The organism is Bordetella sp. H567, assembly GCF_001704295.1.
GTDB lineage: Bacteria > Pseudomonadota > Gammaproteobacteria > Burkholderiales > Burkholderiaceae_B > Bordetella_C.
The window spans coordinates 5,126,224-5,144,228 of the sequence record NZ_CP012334.1 but is presented as its reverse complement, the minus strand read 5'-3'; the positions used below and the strand labels follow the sequence as shown (position 1 = coordinate 5,144,228).

Here is an 18,005-nt window from a genome sequence, read left to right as displayed (position 1 = left end):
CCGCGGCGCGGACCCGGCTATTCGCCCGGCCGGCGCCGGCCGCCTATCGCGCTGACGGACAGGTGCGTTTCCCCGGGTGCGGCGCGGCGGGCGGCTGCCCGCCAAGCGTGGCCGTAGGCGACTTCTATCGTCAAGGCGATGGTGCCGTCCGCGCGGCGCTGGGCCTCCAGCGCCCCGCACAGCCGCTCGCGCCATGCCGGCGTCGCCAGGGAGGCCTTGCGGGCGGCCGCTGGGTTGCCCCCCAGCGCCCGGACGTCCTCCAGCAGGCGGTCCGGCGTCTGGTAGGTCAGCGTCAGGGTTTCCTGGTCCATGACGGGGTCTGCAAAGCCGTTTTCCACCAGCAGGTCGCCGAAATCGTGCATGTCGACAAAGGCCGGCGTCGCCGTGCGCAGCCCCGCGTCGGCCACCGCCTGACGCAACTCCCGCAAGGTGCCTGGGCCCAGGCAGGAGAACATGGCCAGGCCGTTCACTTTCAGGATGCGGCGCCATTCCGCGAGGGCATCATGGGGCCGGGGATGCCAGTGCAAGGCGAGGTTGGACCACACCAGCTCCAGCGACTCCGGCGGCAGGCCGGTCTCGGCAAGATCGGCGTGGACGAACCGCGGCAGCGCGGTCTTGTCCCCGCCGCCCACCAGGCTGGCGGCCAGGCGGCCCAGGTTCAGCAGGCCCGCGCGGCGCGGTGCGCCGTGGCGTTGGCGCGCGATCTCCAGCAAGGGCGCGCAGGCGTCCAGGCCGATGTATTCCGCTTCCGGATAGCGTTCACGCAGCAACGGCAGGCTGGCGCCCGCGCCGCAACCGGCGTCGAGCAGTTGCGTGGGCTGCACCCGGATGTACCGCAGGCGTTCCAGCATGCGCCGGCCGATTTCGCCGTACAGGAACTGGGCGTCTTGCAGATCGGCTCGGCGGGCGAACTGGCGGGCCACGTGGGCGCTGACGATGGGAAGGTCGGGCAGGGCGTCGGACATTTAGGTCGCGCCGCGGGCGGTGCCGCGGCGCGGATGTGGTGAGATACGCCTTCCATTATTGCGCATGGCGCTGCGCGGCCCCGTGATGGGCCGGGCCGCCGTGCGGGATTTGCGTCGGGAGGGGCCATGCGGTGGTGGCACGCGGTGCAATGCCGGATGCGTTCCATGATTGCCACGGATTGCCCCCTGTGCGGCGGGTCATCCGCCGGCGGCCGGCCGTGCGCCGCGTGCCTGGCGGATGTGGTCGCGACCATGCATCCCGGGCAGCCCCGGTGCCCGCGTTGCGCCCTGCGCTTGCCCAGGGCCGGAACGCCGTGCCCCGACTGCGGGCAGCGGCCCTTGGCGCTGCACGGCGTGGCAGCCGGCTTCGACTACGAATTGCCCGGCGACATGCTGATCGCCCGGTTCAAGGGGGAGCGGCGCCATGCGCTGGCAGCGCCGCTGGCGGAGCTTATCCTGCGTGCGCCGGGCCTGCCGCGCGGCACCGATGGCACGGCGGGATTGCCGGCGGACACCGTGCTGGTCCCCATTCCGTCGTCGCGCGCGTCGCTGCGCCGGCGCGGCTTCAACCCGGCCGCCGAACTTGCGCGCGCGCTCGGGCAGCGTACGGGCCGGCCCGTCCAGCCCCGCTGGCTCGCGCGTGGCCGCGAAGGGCCCAAGCAAAGCGGCTTGACGCGCCAGGGCCGCCTGCGCATCGCGCCGGGCGCCTTCGTGTGTCCCGGGCCCGTTCCGCCGTGCACGATCGGGCTGGTCGATGACGTCATGACCACCGGCAGCACGCTGCAGGCGGCCGCGCTGGCGCTGCGCGCGGCCGGAGCGGGCCGGATCATCGGCCTGGTGGCGGCACGGGCGCCGGCCGACGACGGCGGTACGCTGGCACAATATCGCCTGCCCTAGTCTTGTCCCCGCGCCATGTTCCACGTCGTCCTCGTCGCACCAGAAATCCCGCCCAATACCGGCAATGCGATACGCCTGTGCGCCAATACGGGCGCGCAATTGCATCTGGTCGAACCGCTCGGCTTCGAACTGGACGACGCGCGCCTGCGCCGGGCGGGGCTGGACTATCACGAATGGCAGCCGGTGCGCGTGCATGCCACCCTGCCCGAGGCGCTGGCGGCCATCGCCGCGCCGCCGGAGCGGGTGTTCGCGCTTACCACGCGCACGGATCGCTCCATCGCCGGCGCGGCGTTCCAGCCGGGCGACGTATTCGTCTTCGGCTGTGAAACGGCGGGGCTATCGGAAGCGCAATTGCGGCTCTTCGGCCCTGCGCAGCGCTTGCGCCTGCCCATGCGGCCGGGACAGCGCAGCCTGAACCTGTCCAACGCCGTGGCGGTCGTGGTGTTCGAAGCCTGGCGGCAGGCCGGTTACGCAGGCGGCATGTAGCGCGCAGTCTCGGGTCCTGCAATGAGCGATGTCAGTTCCGGCGCGTGCACCGGCGCTCGCCTGGGGCCTGTTAACGATCGAAGGAACAGGCGCTAGCGTTGAGTCCCATTTTGCCGGTGCGTCGATAGTGCGCACGCTGGCGCGGAACTGCCTATGGTCGGCGCGTACCCATAGCTAGACCATATTGCAGTAGAAGGACCGCATATGCTTGATTCCGTTAGCCCCTACGGTGGCGCCGATGCCGCTGGTTCCAGCGCCGTTATTGCCCAGGAATCCGCGCGCCGCGCTGATAACGTTTCCTCGAATAGCGACGATGGCGCCACGCTGGTCGCGGCCAAGCCCGGCAAGAAAAAGTCGGATGTGTTCCGGCATGCGTACAACGCGGGGCGCGCGGTCGTGCACCAGTGCGTCGATGCGACCCATACGGCCAAAAAAAGAGTGCGCAAGAAAGTCGGACAGGCCGCCCATCGTCTGGAGGACGCGTGCCTCGGTGCCGGGGTGCGCGCCTTGGAAACGCTGGCTCCCGCCTTGAAGAACATGCCGGCCCTGAAAGACGCCACCGTCTTCGCGGACCCAGCGGCGATCCAGGCCAGGCAGCAGATCAATGCCGGCATCGAGGAATTGCGTGCCGAGAAGAAGTGCCTGAAGAAGGTGCCCGACATGCTCAAGGCCGCGCGCAAGAAGCTGGGTCGCCTGACAGGGGCCGCCAGCGCGCGCCGGATGGAGGCACGATCGCATCTGGAGAAAGATAGCGCTTATCTGTGCAAGGCCTTGCCGGCCTTGGCACTCGGACAGGCGCGCAAGGAAAGCGGCCATGCGGGTGGCATGCTGCAAGCCGCGATGCAAAGGGGCAGGGAAGCGATAGGCCTGGGCTCCGGCGCGTCGGCCGAAGAGGCGACCAAAGCCATCGAACGGCTGTGGGAACACGGCCTTGAAGAAGCGCGGGCGGACAACATCGGCCGTGCGCTGGACAAGCTGCGCGGCAGCATGGACCTGGGCGGCAGCCCGAAAACCGCCATCGGCGTATGCCGGGCCTTGCTGGAACAAGGCCGCGCGACGGCCCGCGAAGCCCATCCCGATCCGGCGCAGTGGCAACAGGCCGTCCAGGCGTTCGGAGCCGAGCATCTCGATCACTGGCGTGCCGTCCAGGCGGAAAAAAAGACGCTGGATGGTTTGCCCAACCCGCGCCGGGACAGTTGGATCACCGATCTGTCGGACGCGCTCGGGCTGATCGGCCCATCGTCGGCGGAAATCAAGCAGTTCATCAAATGTCACGTTTCCCGGTCGCTGCACGAGCTCTCCGACAACGCGTTCGACGACGTATGCAGGACCGTGGCGCCCGGCGGCTATCTGGGAACGCTACTGGTGCAAACCGATCGCGCCAGGTCGGCCGATGTGCTGGATGCCTGGCGCCAGGCGACCGACGAGGAACGCGTGCGCCGATACGAGACCGAACCCCTGCACGCCTTTGCCGAATTGACCGAGCTGATCGAAGCGAATGCCACCCAGGGCATGAGCGACACCGGCCTGCATGCCAATGAAGTTCCCTTGCCGGAGCAGTCGGACATCTATGTCAAGGCGCAGGATGCCATGCATCGCCTGTTGCGTGGGATGTGCCTGTCCACGCGCGGCAACGAAGCGCGTACCGAGTATCTGTCCCGTCTGATCTTCGAACGGGCCACGCCCGAAGATCGTGCCAAGCTGCTGGACAACACCACCTGGCGTGCGCCTGACGCGATTCCGGGCCGGGAGCCCCCGGTGTTCCAGGCGCTGATGGATGGCGTGCTGCGCATTACGCACAATGCGGAACTCATGGGACCGCAATACAAACGGCTGTTGCAGGAAATGCGGGTGGTCCTGGAAGGCAAGGCCCTGGCGTCGCCGGCGGACCGCACGAACGCCGGCTGGCGGGAACCGGCGGATTTCGACAAGCTGCAGGGCGCGCTGCCCGGCAAGACCCGTAGCGGACTACGGCGCGCCTGGGACAAGGTGCGGTTCTGGAGCGGCTATTTCGTCTTCAGTGGCACCGCCGAAATGGAAGCGAAGCGCTTCGCTTATCACCAGGCCCATGTCGACAAACGCCTGGGCGTGCTGGTGAACCTACTCTCCCACGATGCCGTCGAGCCGCGCACCGTGCGCCGCGCCTACCGCGACTTCCTGGATGTGGCGGACGACCTGCGGGCCGAATTCGGCGCCCGGCAATTCCGCGATACCGCGTGCGACGATTATCTGCGCCTCGCGTTCTCGCATACGGTGGGTGGGCTGGCGCCGACAGCCATCAAGAACCTGTACAAGTACCTGCAGCAGCCGTGCCCAGACATGACGCGTCGGGCGCCCCGCCTGCCCGCCTTCGCCGGTTTGCAAGCCTGGTGGCGCAACAAGTTCGTGGACGAGTATCGCGCGATGCCGCGGGACTCCGTGCAATGGCAGCGCACGGCCAGCCGTTGCTGGACGGAGCTGCGCGCCGCCGCTGAACGCGAGCCTGAAGCGCGCTGCTACGCGTTCCAACTGGAAAGGCTTGCCAGCCGATTCGGCCGCGATCGCGGCAAGGACTACGCGGGCATGAAGGCGGCCCTGGACGGCATCATCCAGAGCGACGGCAACACCTGGTCCAGCCCCAGCGAAGGCAGTTTCACGGCCTACGATGCCGCATGGGCGCGCATCCGGCCGGAATGGCGGCAGAATCTTCTGGGTCGGCTTGCGCGGTACGAAACCCACATGGACGATTTCCTGAAGGCGGACGCCGTGAAAAACACGATCGCGGAAGAAAACCTGTTCCTGTACCGCTACTTCCTGGAAGGCCTGCACGCCTCCGGCAAGGTGTTCGTGCAACGCAATCCGATGGACCGCTATGCGGATTCGCGGGATGCGACGGCGCCAGCGGAAACTGGACAGGCCGACGAGGCCCCGGCGTCGACGGCGGCCCCCGCGCCCGCAAGCGCCGCCGTGCCATCGACCAGCGCCGCCTGAGTGCGGGGCATGATCGCGGGGGGAGGGCCCCCGCGATCAGTCCAGCGACAGATTCAGCTTCTGGATCACCGCGTCCCAACGTGCTTTTTCATCGCGCATGCGAGTGCTCAACTGCTCCGGCGACGACGGCGCCGGCGTGAAGTACTGCACTGCCATCTGCTCGCGCACCTTGTCGCTGCTGATGATGCGCGCCAGTTCGCTGTTCAAGCGGTCCACGATACCGCTGGGCGTGCCCGCCGGTACCAGGATGGCGTCCCAGGAGATCGCTTCGAAGCCGGGGTAACCCTGCTCGGCCATGGTGGGCACGTCGGGCAGCGTCTCGGCGCGTTCCAGGCTGGTCACGGCCAATACCGTTGCCTTGCCATTGCGCGCCTGCGGCATGGCGATCGCCGGCACCATGAACGACGATTGGATGTCGCCGGCAATGATGGCGCTGATCACCTGGGGGAAGCCGGGGTAGGGGATATGCGCGATATCCAGCCCGGCCAGGCCCTTGAACATTTCCATGGCCAGCTGCGACGCGCTGCCCGGGCCCACGGAGCCATAGTTCAGCGCGCCCGGCTTCTCCTTGGCCAGCTTCACGAACTGTTCCACTGTCTTGATATGCAGGTTGCTGGGCACCACCAGCACATTCGGACTGGTGGCCACCAGCGTGACGGGCGCCAGATCGGTGAAGGGATCGTAGCCCAGCGTCTTGCGATACAGCGTCGGTGCCGTCGTCAGCGGCCCGTTGATCGTGAACAGCATCGTATAGCCGTCCGGCTTGGCTTCGGCGGCCAGGCGGGTGCCGATATTGCCGCCGGCACCTGGCTTGTTCTGCACGATGATGGGCTTGCCCAGCGCTTGCGAAAGCGGCTCCGACACGATGCGGGCCAGCAGGTCGGGAGAGGAGCCGGCCGGGAAGGGCACGATAAGGTCTATGGGGTGCTCCGGCCATTCCGCATGGGCGGGTGCGCCGCCCGTCAGGGCGGCCACAAGACTGGCCAGGGCCAGCCACAACCGGGGCATGCGCGTGCCGCGGCGGCGGGGGGCGGACTGGAACATCGATTTCTCCTTTGGGTAAATGCGTCGGCCGCTGCGGGCGACCGCTCTAATCAGGTACGCGCAAGTCGCCGCTTTCCGGGCGGGCGTCGCGCGCCAGCAGGGTGGAAACGGCCGTCATGGGCGACACGCCGTCGAACAGGACCGCGCAGACGGCGGCGGTGATAGGCAGGTCGACATTCAATGCACGCGCGCGTGCCAGGGCGGACCGGGCCGCGCGCACGCCTTCCGCGGTCATCCCGCCGGCCAGGATTTCGTCCAGCTTGCGGCCGGCGCCGATCTCCAGGCCCACGCGGCGGTTGCGCGACAGCTCTCCCGTGGCGGTCAGCACCAGGTCGCCCAGGCCGGTCAGGCCGGAAAACGTATCGGCGCGTGCGCCCAGTGCGATGCCCAGCCGAGTCATTTCGGCCAGGCCGCGGGTAATCAGCGCCGCGCGGGCGTTGGTCCCCAGCATCAAGCCGTCCGATACGCCGCAAGCGATGGAAATGATGTTCTTCATCGCGCCGCCGACCTCCACGCCCACGATGTCGGATCCGGCATAGACCCGCACGGCGCCGCCATGCAAGGCGGTCGTGGCGGCCGCGCAGAGCCCGGCGTCGCTGCTGGCGACCGTCAATCCCACGGGCAAGCCCTGGGCGACCTCGCGCGCGAAGCTGGGCCCGGACAACACGCCCACGCTGATGCCGGGCAACTTGCCCAGCGACGCGCGCGCGACCTCATGCGGCAGGCGGCCCTGTTCTTCGTCGAAGCCCTTGCAGGTCCACACGACATGCCAGCCCGCGCAGCCCAGCGAGGGCAGGCGCCGCGCCAGCTCCCGGCACATGGCATCCAGGCCGGCCACCGGCACGCCCAGGATGAGCAGCGGGACGCCGCCGTCCGCAGCCGTGCGGGCCAGCGCCTGGTCCAGGTTGCTGTCGATATCCAAGGAGGGCGGCAAAGAAACGCCCGGAAGATACCGGGCGTTTTCGTGTGTCGCGCGCATGGCGTCGGCTTGCGCGGCCTGGCGCGCCCACAGCAATGTGGGACGGCGGCGCGCGGCCACCGCCGCCAGCGCCGTTCCCCAACTGCCGGCGCCCAGCACTGCGACCCGCGGCGGGGCAAGCCGGGCCGCGGAAGGAGGCTGCGTTTCGTGGCTGTTATTGGCGGGTGACATTGGGCGGCAGGATGATGCCGGAGTCATTGCCGGATTGCTGCGATTGCTGCTGCTGCAGTTCCGCGATGCGCTGCTCGTACAAGGCCTGGAAGTTCACCTCGGCCAGATGCAGCGCGGGCAGCGACGTGCGCGTAATGGCGTCGGCGATGTTGGCGCGCAGGTAGGGGTAGACCATGGTGGGGCAAACGATGCCCAGCAGCGGGTCCAGCTGTTCGGCCGGGATATTCGCCAGTTCGAAAATACCGGCCTGCGTGCCTTCCACCAGGTAAAGCACCTTGTCGGCGATGCGCGTCGTGACGGTGACGGTGACGGTGGATTCGAACAGGGTTTCGGTCAGGCGCTGGCCGCCCACGTTGATGTTGACTTCGACCTGGGGCGTCTCCTGTTCCAGGAATACGTGCGGCGCATTGGGCATTTCCAGCGACAGGTCCTTCAGGTAGACGCGCTGCAGATTGAACGACGGAGCGTCGTCGCCCGCTTGCTGGTTGGTTTGATCAGCCATGAGAATTCCGGAAAGGTAGGGGGTAAAGCCTGGTCAGGCAAAGGGTGCGCCGTCCGCCGGGACGGCGCTGGAAATTCAGCCCAGCAGGGGGACGAGCTTGTCGGCACGGTCCAGCGCCGCCAGGTCGTCGTATCCGCCCACATGGGTATCGCCGATATAGATCTGCGGCACCGTGCGGCGCCCCGTGCGCTGGATCATCACGTCGCGCTGGGAGGGATCGAGGTCCACACGGATTTTTTCGATCTCGGCAACGCCGCGCTGCTTCAGCAGGGCTTCGGCGCGGATGCAATACGGACAGACGGCGGTGCTGTACATCAGGACTTTTTTCATCGTGGCGGTTCTCTACGTTGAAAACGGACGAAGCGGGTGCTGGCGCGCGGCGGGCCTGCTCAGGCCTTCTGGGTGACGGGCAGGCCCGCCTGGCTCCAGGCCTTCATGCCGCCTTGCAGGGCCACCACTTCGGCGAAGCCCTGCGCTTTCAGCTTGGCCACGGCCCGACTGGCGTCGCGGCCGTGTTCGCACACCACGACCAGCGGCTTGTTCTTGGGCAGACCCGCGGATTTCTTTTCCAGGTCCGTGGCCGGCACGCTCCGTGCCTGGGCGATGTGCCCCGCCTGGTATTGTTCGGCGGGCCGCACGTCCACCCAAACGGCCTGGCGCTGGTTCACCATCTGGATGGCTTGCGCCGTGTCGACGGCTGATCCGCCGCCGCTCTTGCGCAGCGCCGGAATGGCCAGCATGATGCCGGATACGATCGCTGCGGCGACGATGAAAATGTTGTTCTGGCTTAGCAGAAAATGCAGAAAATCCACGGAACGTCCTGAAATATGACGGTTAATGGGCGGGTAAACCGCCCATCGGGAGCCGCCGGTCCGGGCGTTCGCACGCAAGGGTCCGGAAGGGGCATAACCTTGCAATTATAAAATGATGCCATCCCGGCATCTTTCAACTCCGTTTCAAGCGACCCGCACTATGCACAAACTCGTTCTGATGCGCCATGGCGAAAGCCAGTGGAACCTGGAAAACCGCTTCACCGGCTGGACCGACGTGGACCTCACGGATACCGGCCGTGAACAGGCGCGCGCCGCCGGCGAACTCCTCAAGCGCGAGGGCTATACCTTCGACCTGGCCTACACCTCCGTCCTGAAGCGTGCCATCCGCACGCTCTGGATCGCCCTGGATGCCATGGACGCCATGTATACCCCCGTCGGGAACAGCTGGCGCCTGAACGAGCGGCATTACGGCGCCTTGCAAGGCCTGAACAAGGCCGAGACCGCGGCCAAGTTCGGCGACGAGCAGGTATTGATCTGGCGCCGCGCCTACGCCATCGCGCCGGACGCCATCCCGCTGGACGATCCGCGCCATCCGCGCTTCGACAACCGCTACGCCCGCATCCCGGCGGACCAACTGCCCGCCACGGAATGCCTGAAGGATACGGTCGCGCGCGTTCTGCCTTTCTGGAACGACTCCATCGCCCCCGCCATCCGTTCCGGCCGCCGCGTGCTGATCTCCGCCCACGGCAACAGCCTGCGCGCCTTGATCAAGCACCTGGATGGTATTTCCGACGACGATATCGTCGGGCTGAACATTCCCACCGGCCAGCCGCTGGTGTATGAGCTGGACGACGATTTGCGCCCGCAGCGCCACTACTACCTGGGCGACCCCGCTGAAATCGAGGCCGCCATGGCGGCCGTGGCCGCCCAGGGCAAGGCGAAAAAGGCCTGATCGATGCAGCTGGCGGCAAGGGGGTGGAGGGCAGCCGCGCTGACGCTGGCGCTGGCCGCCGGCGGCGTATGCGCGGCGCCGGCGGATCTCGCCGAAAAGCAGACCGAGGCGCAGCGCCAGCAATCCGCGCTGCGTGAGCGCATACAGTCGCTGCAGAAAACCATCGATGAACGCGAATCGGCGCGCAAGGAAGCCGCCGATGCCCTGCGCCAATCCGAAACCGCCATCTCCCAGATCAACCGGCGCCTGGCCGAACTGGCCGTGCAGAGCAAGCAGGCCGAAGCCGACCTGGCCGGCCTGGAGCGCCAGATGACGGCGCAGCAGGCCGTGCTGGCCCAGCGCCGCGAAGAACTCGCCCGCCAATTGCGCGCCCAGTACACCAGCGGCCTGTCGCCCTGGACCGCCTTGCTTTCCGGCGACGATCCGCAGCAGCTGGGGCGCAACCTCGCCTACCTGGGCTACGTCTCCCAGGCGCGGGCCGAAGCGGTGCAGGCGCTGCGACGCGACCTGGACGAGCTTGCCCGCCTGCAAGGCCAGGCCGATGCGCGGCGACAGGAAATCGCGCAGGTCGTCAAGGAAACCGCCGACCAGAAGGCGCAACTGGTAGCGCAGCAAAAGGAGCGCGCCAGCGTGCTGGCGCGACTGGAAGGACAGATCAACGCGCAGCGTGAAGAAGCCGTGAAATTGGGCCGCGACGATCAGCGCATGACCCGCCTGATCGACGACCTGCAGGCCGCCATCGAAAAACAGGCCGAGGAAGCGCGCAAGGCGGAAGAAGCCCGCCGCAAGGCGGAGGAGGCCCGGCGCAAGGCGGAAGCGGAAGCCGCCCGCAAGGCCGAGGAAGCGCGGCGGCAGGCGCTGGAAGAAGCGCGCCGCAAGGCGGAAGAAGCGCGCAGGCGCGCCGACGATGCGCGCAAGGCGGCCGAGGCCGCGCGCCGCGCGCAAGAGGCCAAGGAGGCGAGCCAAGCCCGCGAACAAGTCGAAACCGCGGCCCGGCGGGATGCCGAGGCAGCCGCCGCGGCCGACAAGCAGGCCGCGGCCGCGGCCAAGCAGGCCGACGATGCGGAGGCCGCCGCGCGCCGCGCCGCGCAGGCCGGCCTGCCCGTGGCGCGCGGCAATATAGAAGGCTTAAAGCCACCTGAACCCGCGAGCGCCCCGCAAACCGCCGCGGCGCGCCCGCAACCGCCGGCTGGCCGCGGTTTGCGCCAGGGGCTGCCCGTGCCGGTGCAGGGCGCGACCGTCCAGGGCCGTTTCGGCCTGGGCCGTCCGGACGGCGGTGTGTGGCGCGGCATCGTGCTGCGCGTGCCCGAAGGCACGCCCGTGCATGCCGTCGCCCCCGGTACCGTGGTTTACGCCAATTGGCTGCGCGGCTTCGGCAACCTCATCATCGTGGATCACGGTCAGCAATATATGACGGTGTATGCCTATAACCAATCCCTGCTCAAGCAGGTCGGCGATCACGTCGCGGCGGGGGACACTATCGCCTCGGCCGGTGCGACAGGCGGCCAGGTGGAATCGGGCCTATACTTTGAAATTCGTCATGGCGGCGCGCCGGTGGACCCAGCCCAGTGGTTGGCCCAGTAGAAGCGTTTGGCTAAACCAATTCAGGAAGTGTGCATGAGCACTCGCAAGTTTCGTAGTTTCGGCCTGGTGTCGATCGGCGTGGTCGCCGGGGTTTTGCTCAGCGTCGGCGTGACCGCGGTCGCGCAGCGTGGCGGCAGCCCCTTGCCCCTGGACGAACTGCGCCAATTCACCAGCGTTTTCGGCGCCATCAAGAATAACTACGTCGAGCCTGTCGACGACAAGACGCTGATCGATAACGCCATATCCGGCATGGTGTCGGGCCTGGATCCGCACTCCGCGTATCTGGATGCCGATGCCTATCGCGATATGCAGACCGCCACGCAAGGCGAATTCGGCGGCCTGGGCATCGAGGTCGGCGCCGAGGACGGCTATGTGAAGGTCATTTCGCCCATCGAGGATACGCCGGCCGCGCGCGCCGGCGTCATGGCGGGCGATCTCATCACCAAGATCAACGACACACCCACCAAGGGCATGTCGCTGAACGACGCGGTCAAGTTGATGCGCGGCGCGCCCAAGACGCCGATCACGCTGACCGTCATGCGCGCGGACCATCCGCAGCCCATCGTGCTGCGCATCGTGCGCGACGTCATCAAGGTGCGCAGCGTGCGCAGCAAGATGCTGGACGGCAACGTCGGCTACGTGCGCATCGCGCAGTTCCAGGAAAAAACGGGCGCCGACATGGCGCGCCAGCTCGCCGAACTGGGCGCGAAGCAGCCGCCGCGCGCGCTGGTCCTCGATCTGCGCAACGATCCAGGCGGCCTGCTGACCAGCGCCATCGGCGTGGCTGCGGCCTTCCTGCCGGCGGACTCCCTGGTGGTCTCCACCGACGGCCGCACGCCGGACGCGCGTCACAAGTACCTGGGCACGCCGGCCGAGTACGCGCGTGGCGAAGGCAACTACCTGTCCGGCCTGCCGGGCTGGGTCAAGACCGTTCCCATGGTCGTGCTGGTGAACGTGGGTTCCGCATCGGCCTCGGAAATCGTCGCGGGCGCGCTGCAGGACCACAAGCGCGCCAAGGTGATGGGCAACCGCACCTTCGGCAAGGGCTCGGTCCAGGTCATCCTGCCCTTGAGCGAGGATACGGCCATCAAGCTGACCACCTCGCGCTATTTCACGCCCAACGGCCGCTCCATCCAGGCCACGGGCATCGAGCCGGACTACGTGGTTGCGGACACCGCCACGGGAGACCTGTTCCGCCTGCCGCGCGAAGCCGACCTGCAGCGCCACCTGGCCAATCAGCAGGCGCCGAACGGCGAGGTGAAATCAGCGAACGATCCGGCCAACATCGAACTGCCCAAGACCTTCGAATTCGGCGGCAAGGAAGACTTCCAGCTGAAGCAGGCGGTGAACCTGCTGGATGGCAAGCCGATCCAGAAAGCGGTGCCCAAAACGGCATCCAACGACAAGGCCGGCGGCCCGCAGGCCGCCGCCCGCCCCGCCGCGGACTCGGCCACCGAACGCATGACCATCACGCCGTCCGGAGTCGAGCCCGCCAAGGCAAAATGAACGACCGGCAGTTGCTGCGTTACGCGCGCCATATCCTGCTCGACGAGCTCGGTATCGAAGGGCAGGAAAAATTCCTGGCCGCGCGTGCGCTGATCGTCGGCGCGGGGGGGCTGGGATCCCCCGCAGCCATGTATCTGGCCAGCGCCGGTGTCGGCCACATCACGCTGGTCGACGATGACGTCGTCGAACTCAGCAACCTGCAGCGCCAGCTTCTGCACACCACGGAAAGCCTGGGCCAGCCCAAGGTGGAATCGGGCCGCCGCGCCCTGCATGCCTTCAATCCGGAAATCGTCGTCGATACCATCGCCCAGCGCCTGCAAGGCGATGCGCTGGAAGCCGCCGTCGCCGGCGCGGACGTGGTGCTGGATTGCTCCGACAATTTCGCGACACGGCACCAGATCAACCGGGCGTGCGTGCATCATCGCAAGCCCCTGGTCTCGGGCGCGGCCATCCGCTTCGACGGACAGGTCAGCGTGTTCGACCTGCGGGGGGAAACGTCGCCGTGCTATCACTGCCTGTTTCCCGAAGCCGACGATGTCGAGGAAGCCAATTGCGCCACCATGGGCGTACTGGCGCCGCTGGTGGGTATCATCGGCAGCGTGCAGGCGGCCGAGGCGCTCAAGGTGCTGGCGGGGATAGGCGAAACACTCGCGGGGCGCCTGCTATGCCTGGATGGCCTGGCCATGCAGTGGCGCAGTCTGAACGTGCCGCGCGATGAAGAATGCGCGGTGTGCGCGGGTAGATAGCCCCACCCCCAAAGCGGTGCGCGCTTCCCCCTCAAGGGGGCGACGCCTGCGGACCGGCAAAGCCGGATCCGCGGCGTCCCCGATGGGGGAGCACCTGTTTCTTGCTAGAGAGTGTGTGAGTCCGGCCCGCGGAGATCGGCATCAGCCTAGCGCCAGCCTCAGCTGTTCGTCCAGATGCGCCGTCGGCGCCACGCGCCAGCCGCTCTGGGCATAGCGCAGCCACCTTCCCAGCACGAAATGCGTCAGCAGGCTGGCGTGCGCGCTGACGTCGGCGTTCGCCGGCAGGGCGCCGTCATGGACGGCCGTGCGCAGGGACTGGCGGAACGAGGCCTCGATGCGGTCATTGATATGGTTGATGCGTTCCTGCAGGCGGTTGTCTTCCGTGACGAGCGCGTCACCCGTCAGTACACGGGTCATGCCCTTGTTGCGTTCGGAGAACGTCAGCAGCATGTTCACCATGCGCCGCGCCTGGCCGATGCCCTGCGGTTCCGCGGTGCCGATCTGGTTGACCAGCGTGAATATGGTCTGCTCGATGAATTCGATCAGGCCTTCGAACATCTGCGCCTTGCTGGCGAAGTGCCGGTACAGGGCGGCTTCCGAAACCTGCATGCGTGCCGCCAGGGCCGCTGTCGTGATTCGTGCCGCGTGGGGCTGCTCCAGCATTTCCGCCAGGGTCTGCAGGATCTGCGTTTTCTTTTCGCCGGGTCTGCTTGCCATGGGTGGGGGCCGTCCGCGAGGCGGCCGGTAGAGGAAAGTTCAGGAAGGAGGGTAAAACTGAAAAGGTCTTGCTAGCGCCGCAGGGGCCGGCGTTGCAGGAGCAGCTCGCTGACCGAGTGTACCCGCAAGTCCACATAGCCCGGCCGGTTGCGTCTGCCCTTGCTGAAGGGCGTGCCCGGGTGGTGGATGTGCACCGTGCGCAGGCCCGCGCGCCGCGCGCCGCGCAGGTTCTCCAGCGTGTCCTCGACCAGGACGGTATGCGCGGCGGCCACGCCTTCACGCGCCAGCACGCGCCGCAGCAGCGTGGCCGAGGGCTTGGGCCGGAAGTTGCCGTGCCAGTTCATATGTTCGATGGCCCACAGGCTGTCGAACTGTCCCAGCAGCCCCAGGTGGCGCAGCACCGCGCGTGCGTAGTGCAGCGGCGCATTGGTCAGCAGCACCTTGCGTCCGGGCAGGCGCCGCAGCTTGGCGGGCAGGCCGGTTTCCGCCCGGATCAGCGGGCGGACATCGAAATCATGGCTCATGCGCAGGAAGGCCTCGGCGTTCACGCCATGGTTTCGCACCATGCCGATGACCGTTGCGCCATAGCGCTTCCAGTACGTGGTCCGCAGGGTATTGGCCGTGTCCATGTCGACCCCCAGCGTTTGCGCCACCGCCCGCGTCATGCCCGCGTCGATGCGCGGAAAGATGGCATGCGAGGTGTTGTGCAGCGTATTGTCCAGGTCGAACAGCCACAGGCGCGCGGGCACGGCCGTGGCGGCGCGGCGCGAGCGGCGCAGGCGCGCCGCCGGCCGCAGCAGGTACCGGTGTACCTGCATCAGCGGGACGTGATCATGGTGCCCACACCCTGATCCGTCAGCAGTTCCAGCAGCAGGCAATGCGGCACGCGTCCATCGATGATGTGCACGGAATTCACGCCGCTGCGCGCCGCGTCCAGCGAGGAGGAAATCTTCGGCAGCATGCCGCCCGATATCGTGCCGTCGGCGAACAATTCGTCGATCGCGCGCGCCGACAGGCTGCGCAGCAGCTGGCCGTTCTTGTCCAGCACGCCCGGCGTGTTGGTCATCATCAGCAGCTTTTCCGCGCCCAGGACTTCAGCCATTTTGCCGGCCACCACATCGGCATTGATGTTGTACGCCTTGCCGTCCTGGCCGTAGCCGATGGGTGAAATCACCGGGATGAACTGATCGTCCTGCAGTGCCTTGACCACGGCCGGGTCGACCTGGGTGATATCGCCGACGAAGCCGATGTCCAGCGGCTGGCTCGGATTTTCCTTGTTTTCCATCAGCCTCTTGCGCGCGCGAATCAGGCCGCCGTCCTTGCCCGTCAGGCCCACGGCCTTGCCGCCGGCCTCGTTGATCATCATGACGATGTCCTGCTGCACCTGACCGCCCAGCACCCATTCGACGACTTCCATCGTCTCGGCATCGGTTACGCGCATGCCTTGCACGAAGGTGCCGCTCTTGCCGACGCGGCGCAGGGCATCGTCGATCTGCGGGCCGCCGCCGTGCACGACCACGGGATTCAGGCCCACCAGCTTGAGCAGCACGACGTCGTGCGCGAAGCTTTGCTGCAGGCGCTCTTCCGTCATGGCATTGCCGCCGTATTTCACGACGATGGTCTTGCCGTGGAAGCGCCGCAGATAGGGCAGGGCCTCGGACAGCACGCTAGCCTTCAGCGCGGGGGACAGGACGGCGGTATCGGAGGTATCGGTCATGGCGGCTGGAAACGCGATGATGATGAAAAAGGACGCGGCGCCGCACAGGGCGCCGTTGACCGGCATTGTATTACCCGTTGGGGCTTATGCCAGCGCGTAATAAACAGATGGAGTACAAAAAAGCCGGCTTCATGTAGATTTGATCCCTTTCGTATTAAACGGTCTAGGCGGGAACCCCCGACGAGGAGAAAAAATGAATCAAGCAACGCCGCGGCCCGCTGCCGCGCATCGTGCGGCCGGACGGGCCGCAATCCGCGCGCCCGGCGCCCGCGTCCTGGCGGCTTGGACGGCCCTGTTCATATCGGGCCTGTGCGCGGCCTTGATGACCTCGGCCGCCGCGGCGGCCGACAAACTGGTGGTCGCCGCCACGCAGGTCCCGCACGCGGAGATCCTGGACTTCGTGAAGCCGGCATTGGCCAAGGAAGGCGTGGACCTGGACGTCAAGGTGTTCAGCGACTACGTGCAGCCGAACGTACAGCTGGTGGACAAGCAGGTGGACCTGAATTTCTTCCAGCACCAGCCCTACCTGGATACCTTCAATCAGGACCGCAAGGCCAACCTGGTGGCGATCGCCAAGGTCCACGTCGAACCTTTCGGCGCCTACTCGCGAAAGATCAAGAAGCTGTCCGAACTGAAGAACGGCGCGACGGTGGCCATCCCCAACGACCCCACCAATGGCGGACGCGCGCTGCTGTTGCTGCAGAATGCGGGGCTGATCAAGCTGAAGAACCCCACGGACATCCGGGCGACGCCGCAGGACGTGATCGAGAACCCCAGGAAGCTGAAGTTCCAGGAACTGGAGGCCGCCATGCTGCCGCGCTCGCTGGACGATGTGGCCCTGGCGCTGATCAACACGAACTACGCCCTGGAAGCCGGCCTGGTGCCGACCAAGGATGCGCTTGTCATGGAGGGGCCCGATTCGCCGTATGCCAACGTGCTGGTGGCGCGGCCCGACGACCGGGACAGGCCGGCGGTGCAAAAGCTGGTCAAGGCCCTGCATACGCCCGAGCTCAAGCAGTTCATCCTGGAGCGGTACAAGGGCGCCGTCGTTCCGGCATTCTGAGGGTCGTACGGGCGATCACGCCCGTACGCGATCGCCGCTTTTCAGCGGCCCGAGGCGGGCAGCCGGCGGCGCAGGGATTCGAAGAACAGCGTGGACTGCAGCCGCTCGCCCTGGATCTGCATGGCGACATGGCGTGCCATGGTTTCGGGCACGGGTTCCAGCGGCAGCCCGGTGGACAGCGCCAGGACCTCGGCTTGGCAAGCGCGTTCCAGGAAATACAGGTCGTCGTAGGCGTAGTCGATCCGTTCGCCGCAGACGACCACCCCATGGTTGCCCAGGAAAAGCACGTCGGCCCCCTTCATGGCCCGCGCGATGCGCTCGCCTTCCGCGTTATCCAGTGCCAGGCCGTCGTAGCGGGCATCCACGGCGACGCGGCCGTGGAAACGCATGGCGTTCTGCGACAGGCGCGTGTCCAGGCCGCGCCGCGCGGTCAGCGTCAGCGACGTGGCGTAGGGCATATGCGTATGCAGGACGCAGGCCTTGCGCGCAAGGCGGTGGATGGCCGCATGGATGAACATGGCGGTGGCCTCGACGTCATGTCGTCCGGCCAGCTTGGCGCCCCGGGCGTCCACCAGGACGATATCGTCGGTGTCGATTTCGCTCCAGTGCAGGCCGCGCGGATTGATCAGGAAGCGATCGCTGCCGTCCGGCAACGCAACGCTGAAATGATTGCAGACCCCTTCCTCCAGTCCGTGGTGCGCGGCCGCGCGCAGGGCCAGCGCCAGGTCGGCCCGCAGGGCCAGGGTCTCGGATGTGTGGGACTGCGTGTCGAGTTGGGCGGACATGGCGGCGGGAGGGTTGGGGCGGCACGGGCCGGAAGGCCGATTTAAACCGAATCGGGCCGCAGCGCACAGGGGATTCCGTCCGGGGTTGGGGACGTCTTCAGTTCCTTGTCAGTGGGCGCGGCGATATAATAACGTACGTTATCAATTG

At 67.2% G+C, this 18,005-nt stretch carries 18 protein-coding genes; 8 read left to right on the top strand and 10 right to left on the bottom strand.

From position 1 onward, the window contains the following. Positions 1–17 precede the first annotated feature (17 nt). On the bottom strand, positions 18–965 hold the full coding sequence (locus AKI39_RS23060) for a methyltransferase domain-containing protein (RefSeq protein ID WP_066641296.1): 948 nt from the start codon (positions 963–965) through the stop codon (positions 18–20). A gap of 339 nt (positions 966–1,304) precedes the next feature. Here AKI39_RS23060 and AKI39_RS23055 point away from each other — a divergent pair, with 339 nt between their 5' ends. The 3 genes from AKI39_RS23055 (at position 1,305) to AKI39_RS23045 (ending at position 5,318) form a co-directional block, all read left to right on the top strand. Then, positions 1,305–1,862 carry a ComF family protein gene (locus AKI39_RS23055; RefSeq protein WP_235610701.1) on the top strand — a complete coding sequence of 186 codons (558 nt, stop codon included), beginning with the start codon at positions 1,305–1,307 and terminating at the stop codon, positions 1,860–1,862. Between the two features lie 15 nt (positions 1,863–1,877). After that, positions 1,878–2,348 (top strand): tRNA (cytidine(34)-2'-O)-methyltransferase, encoded by a 471-nt coding sequence (locus AKI39_RS23050; RefSeq protein ID WP_066641294.1) that lies wholly within the window; start codon positions 1,878–1,880, stop codon positions 2,346–2,348. A 204-nt stretch (positions 2,349–2,552) separates the two neighbouring features. Then, positions 2,553–5,318, top strand: coding sequence for a hypothetical protein (locus tag AKI39_RS23045; RefSeq protein ID WP_066641292.1), 2,766 nt, complete (start codon positions 2,553–2,555; stop codon positions 5,316–5,318). A 36-nt stretch (positions 5,319–5,354) separates the two neighbouring features. On the opposite strand, the gene AKI39_RS23040 is transcribed toward AKI39_RS23045, so the two are convergent. The 5 genes from AKI39_RS23040 to AKI39_RS23020 all read right to left on the bottom strand — a co-directional run bounded on the left by AKI39_RS23040 (position 5,355) and on the right by AKI39_RS23020 (position 8,826). Then, positions 5,355–6,326, bottom strand: a complete 972-nt coding sequence (locus AKI39_RS23040) for a Bug family tripartite tricarboxylate transporter substrate binding protein (protein WP_443103676.1) — start codon at positions 6,324–6,326, stop codon at positions 5,355–5,357. A gap of 82 nt (positions 6,327–6,408) precedes the next feature. Further along, positions 6,409–7,512, bottom strand: a complete 1,104-nt coding sequence (locus AKI39_RS23035; protein WP_066641288.1) for an NAD(P)H-dependent glycerol-3-phosphate dehydrogenase — start codon at positions 7,510–7,512, stop codon at positions 6,409–6,411. Then, on the bottom strand, positions 7,496–8,014 hold the full coding sequence (gene secB / locus AKI39_RS23030) for a protein-export chaperone SecB (RefSeq protein WP_066641287.1): 519 nt from the start codon (positions 8,012–8,014) through the stop codon (positions 7,496–7,498). The genes AKI39_RS23035 and secB overlap by 17 nt, the downstream gene beginning before the upstream one ends. A gap of 75 nt (positions 8,015–8,089) precedes the next feature. Further along, entirely contained in the window at positions 8,090–8,344 is a 255-nt protein-coding gene (gene grxC / locus AKI39_RS23025) for a glutaredoxin 3 (protein ID WP_066641286.1), read from the bottom strand. Positions 8,345–8,403: 59 nt separating this feature from the next. Beyond that, positions 8,404–8,826 (bottom strand): rhodanese-like domain-containing protein, encoded by a 423-nt coding sequence (locus AKI39_RS23020; RefSeq protein WP_066641285.1) that lies wholly within the window; start codon positions 8,824–8,826, stop codon positions 8,404–8,406. A gap of 160 nt (positions 8,827–8,986) precedes the next feature. On the opposite strand from AKI39_RS23020, the gene gpmA reads away from it, so the two are divergent. Genes gpmA through AKI39_RS23000 form a run of 4 tightly spaced genes read left to right on the top strand, consistent with a single transcriptional unit; the run spans position 8,987 to position 13,575 of the window. Continuing rightward, positions 8,987–9,739, top strand: coding sequence for a 2,3-diphosphoglycerate-dependent phosphoglycerate mutase (gene gpmA / locus AKI39_RS23015; protein WP_066641284.1), 753 nt, complete (start codon positions 8,987–8,989; stop codon positions 9,737–9,739). 3 nt (positions 9,740–9,742) lie between these two features. Next, a complete protein-coding gene (locus tag AKI39_RS23010; RefSeq protein WP_066641283.1) occupies positions 9,743–11,323 on the top strand; it encodes a murein hydrolase activator EnvC family protein in 1,581 nt (526 codons plus the stop codon). A 33-nt stretch (positions 11,324–11,356) separates the two neighbouring features. Next, positions 11,357–12,829 carry a S41 family peptidase gene (locus AKI39_RS23005; protein WP_066641281.1) on the top strand — a complete coding sequence of 491 codons (1,473 nt, stop codon included), beginning with the start codon at positions 11,357–11,359 and terminating at the stop codon, positions 12,827–12,829. Continuing rightward, positions 12,826–13,575, top strand: coding sequence for a HesA/MoeB/ThiF family protein (locus AKI39_RS23000; RefSeq protein ID WP_066641279.1), 750 nt, complete (start codon positions 12,826–12,828; stop codon positions 13,573–13,575). Before AKI39_RS23005 ends, AKI39_RS23000 begins: the two co-directional genes overlap by 4 nt. Positions 13,576–13,716: 141 nt before the next feature. Here the strand turns inward: AKI39_RS23000 and slmA are convergent, their stop codons facing one another. From slmA to argB, 3 genes are all read right to left on the bottom strand, one after another. After that, positions 13,717–14,292 (bottom strand): nucleoid occlusion factor SlmA, encoded by a 576-nt coding sequence (gene slmA / locus AKI39_RS22995; protein WP_066641277.1) that lies wholly within the window; start codon positions 14,290–14,292, stop codon positions 13,717–13,719. A gap of 71 nt (positions 14,293–14,363) precedes the next feature. Then, a complete protein-coding gene (locus AKI39_RS22990; RefSeq protein WP_066641276.1) occupies positions 14,364–15,110 on the bottom strand; it encodes a pyrimidine 5'-nucleotidase in 747 nt (248 codons plus the stop codon). After that, the gene (gene argB / locus AKI39_RS22985; RefSeq protein WP_066643657.1) at positions 15,110–16,009 is read right to left on the bottom strand and encodes an acetylglutamate kinase; all 900 of its coding nucleotides are present in this window, start codon (positions 16,007–16,009) and stop codon (positions 15,110–15,112) included. The genes AKI39_RS22990 and argB overlap by 1 nt, the downstream gene beginning before the upstream one ends. Before the next feature lie 322 nt (positions 16,010–16,331). Here argB and AKI39_RS22980 point away from each other — a divergent pair, with 322 nt between their 5' ends. Next, on the top strand, positions 16,332–17,072 hold the full coding sequence (locus AKI39_RS22980) for a MetQ/NlpA family ABC transporter substrate-binding protein (RefSeq protein WP_066643655.1): 741 nt from the start codon (positions 16,332–16,334) through the stop codon (positions 17,070–17,072). Between the two features lie 41 nt (positions 17,073–17,113). Here AKI39_RS22980 and AKI39_RS22975 read toward each other — a convergent pair whose 3' ends face one another. After that, positions 17,114–17,857: an aldolase gene (locus AKI39_RS22975; protein WP_066641274.1), complete on the bottom strand. Its 744-nt coding sequence runs from the start codon at positions 17,855–17,857 to the stop codon at positions 17,114–17,116. Positions 17,858–18,005: the final 148 nt, after the last annotated feature.

Bases quoted from the DNA above. Each gene is read 5' to 3' on its own strand.
- argB (WP_066643657.1), bottom strand. From the start codon at position 16,009: ATGACCGATACCTCCGATACCGCCGTCCTGTCCCCCGCGCTGAAGGCT.
- slmA (WP_066641277.1), bottom strand. From the start codon at position 14,292: ATGGCAAGCAGACCCGGCGAAAAGAAAACGCAGATCCTGCAGACCCTG.
- AKI39_RS22990 (WP_066641276.1), bottom strand. From the start codon at position 15,110: ATGCAGGTACACCGGTACCTGCTGCGGCCGGCGGCGCGCCTGCGCCGC.
- AKI39_RS23000 (WP_066641279.1), top strand. From the start codon at position 12,826: ATGAACGACCGGCAGTTGCTGCGTTACGCGCGCCATATCCTGCTCGAC.
- AKI39_RS23060 (WP_066641296.1), bottom strand. From the start codon at position 965: ATGTCCGACGCCCTGCCCGACCTTCCCATCGTCAGCGCCCACGTGGCC.
- AKI39_RS23010 (WP_066641283.1), top strand. From the start codon at position 9,743: ATGCAGCTGGCGGCAAGGGGGTGGAGGGCAGCCGCGCTGACGCTGGCG.
- grxC (WP_066641286.1), bottom strand. From the start codon at position 8,344: ATGAAAAAAGTCCTGATGTACAGCACCGCCGTCTGTCCGTATTGCATC.
- AKI39_RS23005 (WP_066641281.1), top strand. From the start codon at position 11,357: ATGAGCACTCGCAAGTTTCGTAGTTTCGGCCTGGTGTCGATCGGCGTG.
- AKI39_RS23045 (WP_066641292.1), top strand. From the start codon at position 2,553: ATGCTTGATTCCGTTAGCCCCTACGGTGGCGCCGATGCCGCTGGTTCC.
- AKI39_RS22980 (WP_066643655.1), top strand. From the start codon at position 16,332: ATGACCTCGGCCGCCGCGGCGGCCGACAAACTGGTGGTCGCCGCCACG.
- gpmA (WP_066641284.1), top strand. From the start codon at position 8,987: ATGCACAAACTCGTTCTGATGCGCCATGGCGAAAGCCAGTGGAACCTG.
- AKI39_RS22975 (WP_066641274.1), bottom strand. From the start codon at position 17,857: ATGTCCGCCCAACTCGACACGCAGTCCCACACATCCGAGACCCTGGCC.
- AKI39_RS23035 (WP_066641288.1), bottom strand. From the start codon at position 7,512: ATGTCACCCGCCAATAACAGCCACGAAACGCAGCCTCCTTCCGCGGCC.
- AKI39_RS23050 (WP_066641294.1), top strand. From the start codon at position 1,878: ATGTTCCACGTCGTCCTCGTCGCACCAGAAATCCCGCCCAATACCGGC.
- AKI39_RS23040 (WP_443103676.1), bottom strand. From the start codon at position 6,326: ATGCCCCGGTTGTGGCTGGCCCTGGCCAGTCTTGTGGCCGCCCTGACG.
- secB (WP_066641287.1), bottom strand. From the start codon at position 8,014: ATGGCTGATCAAACCAACCAGCAAGCGGGCGACGACGCTCCGTCGTTC.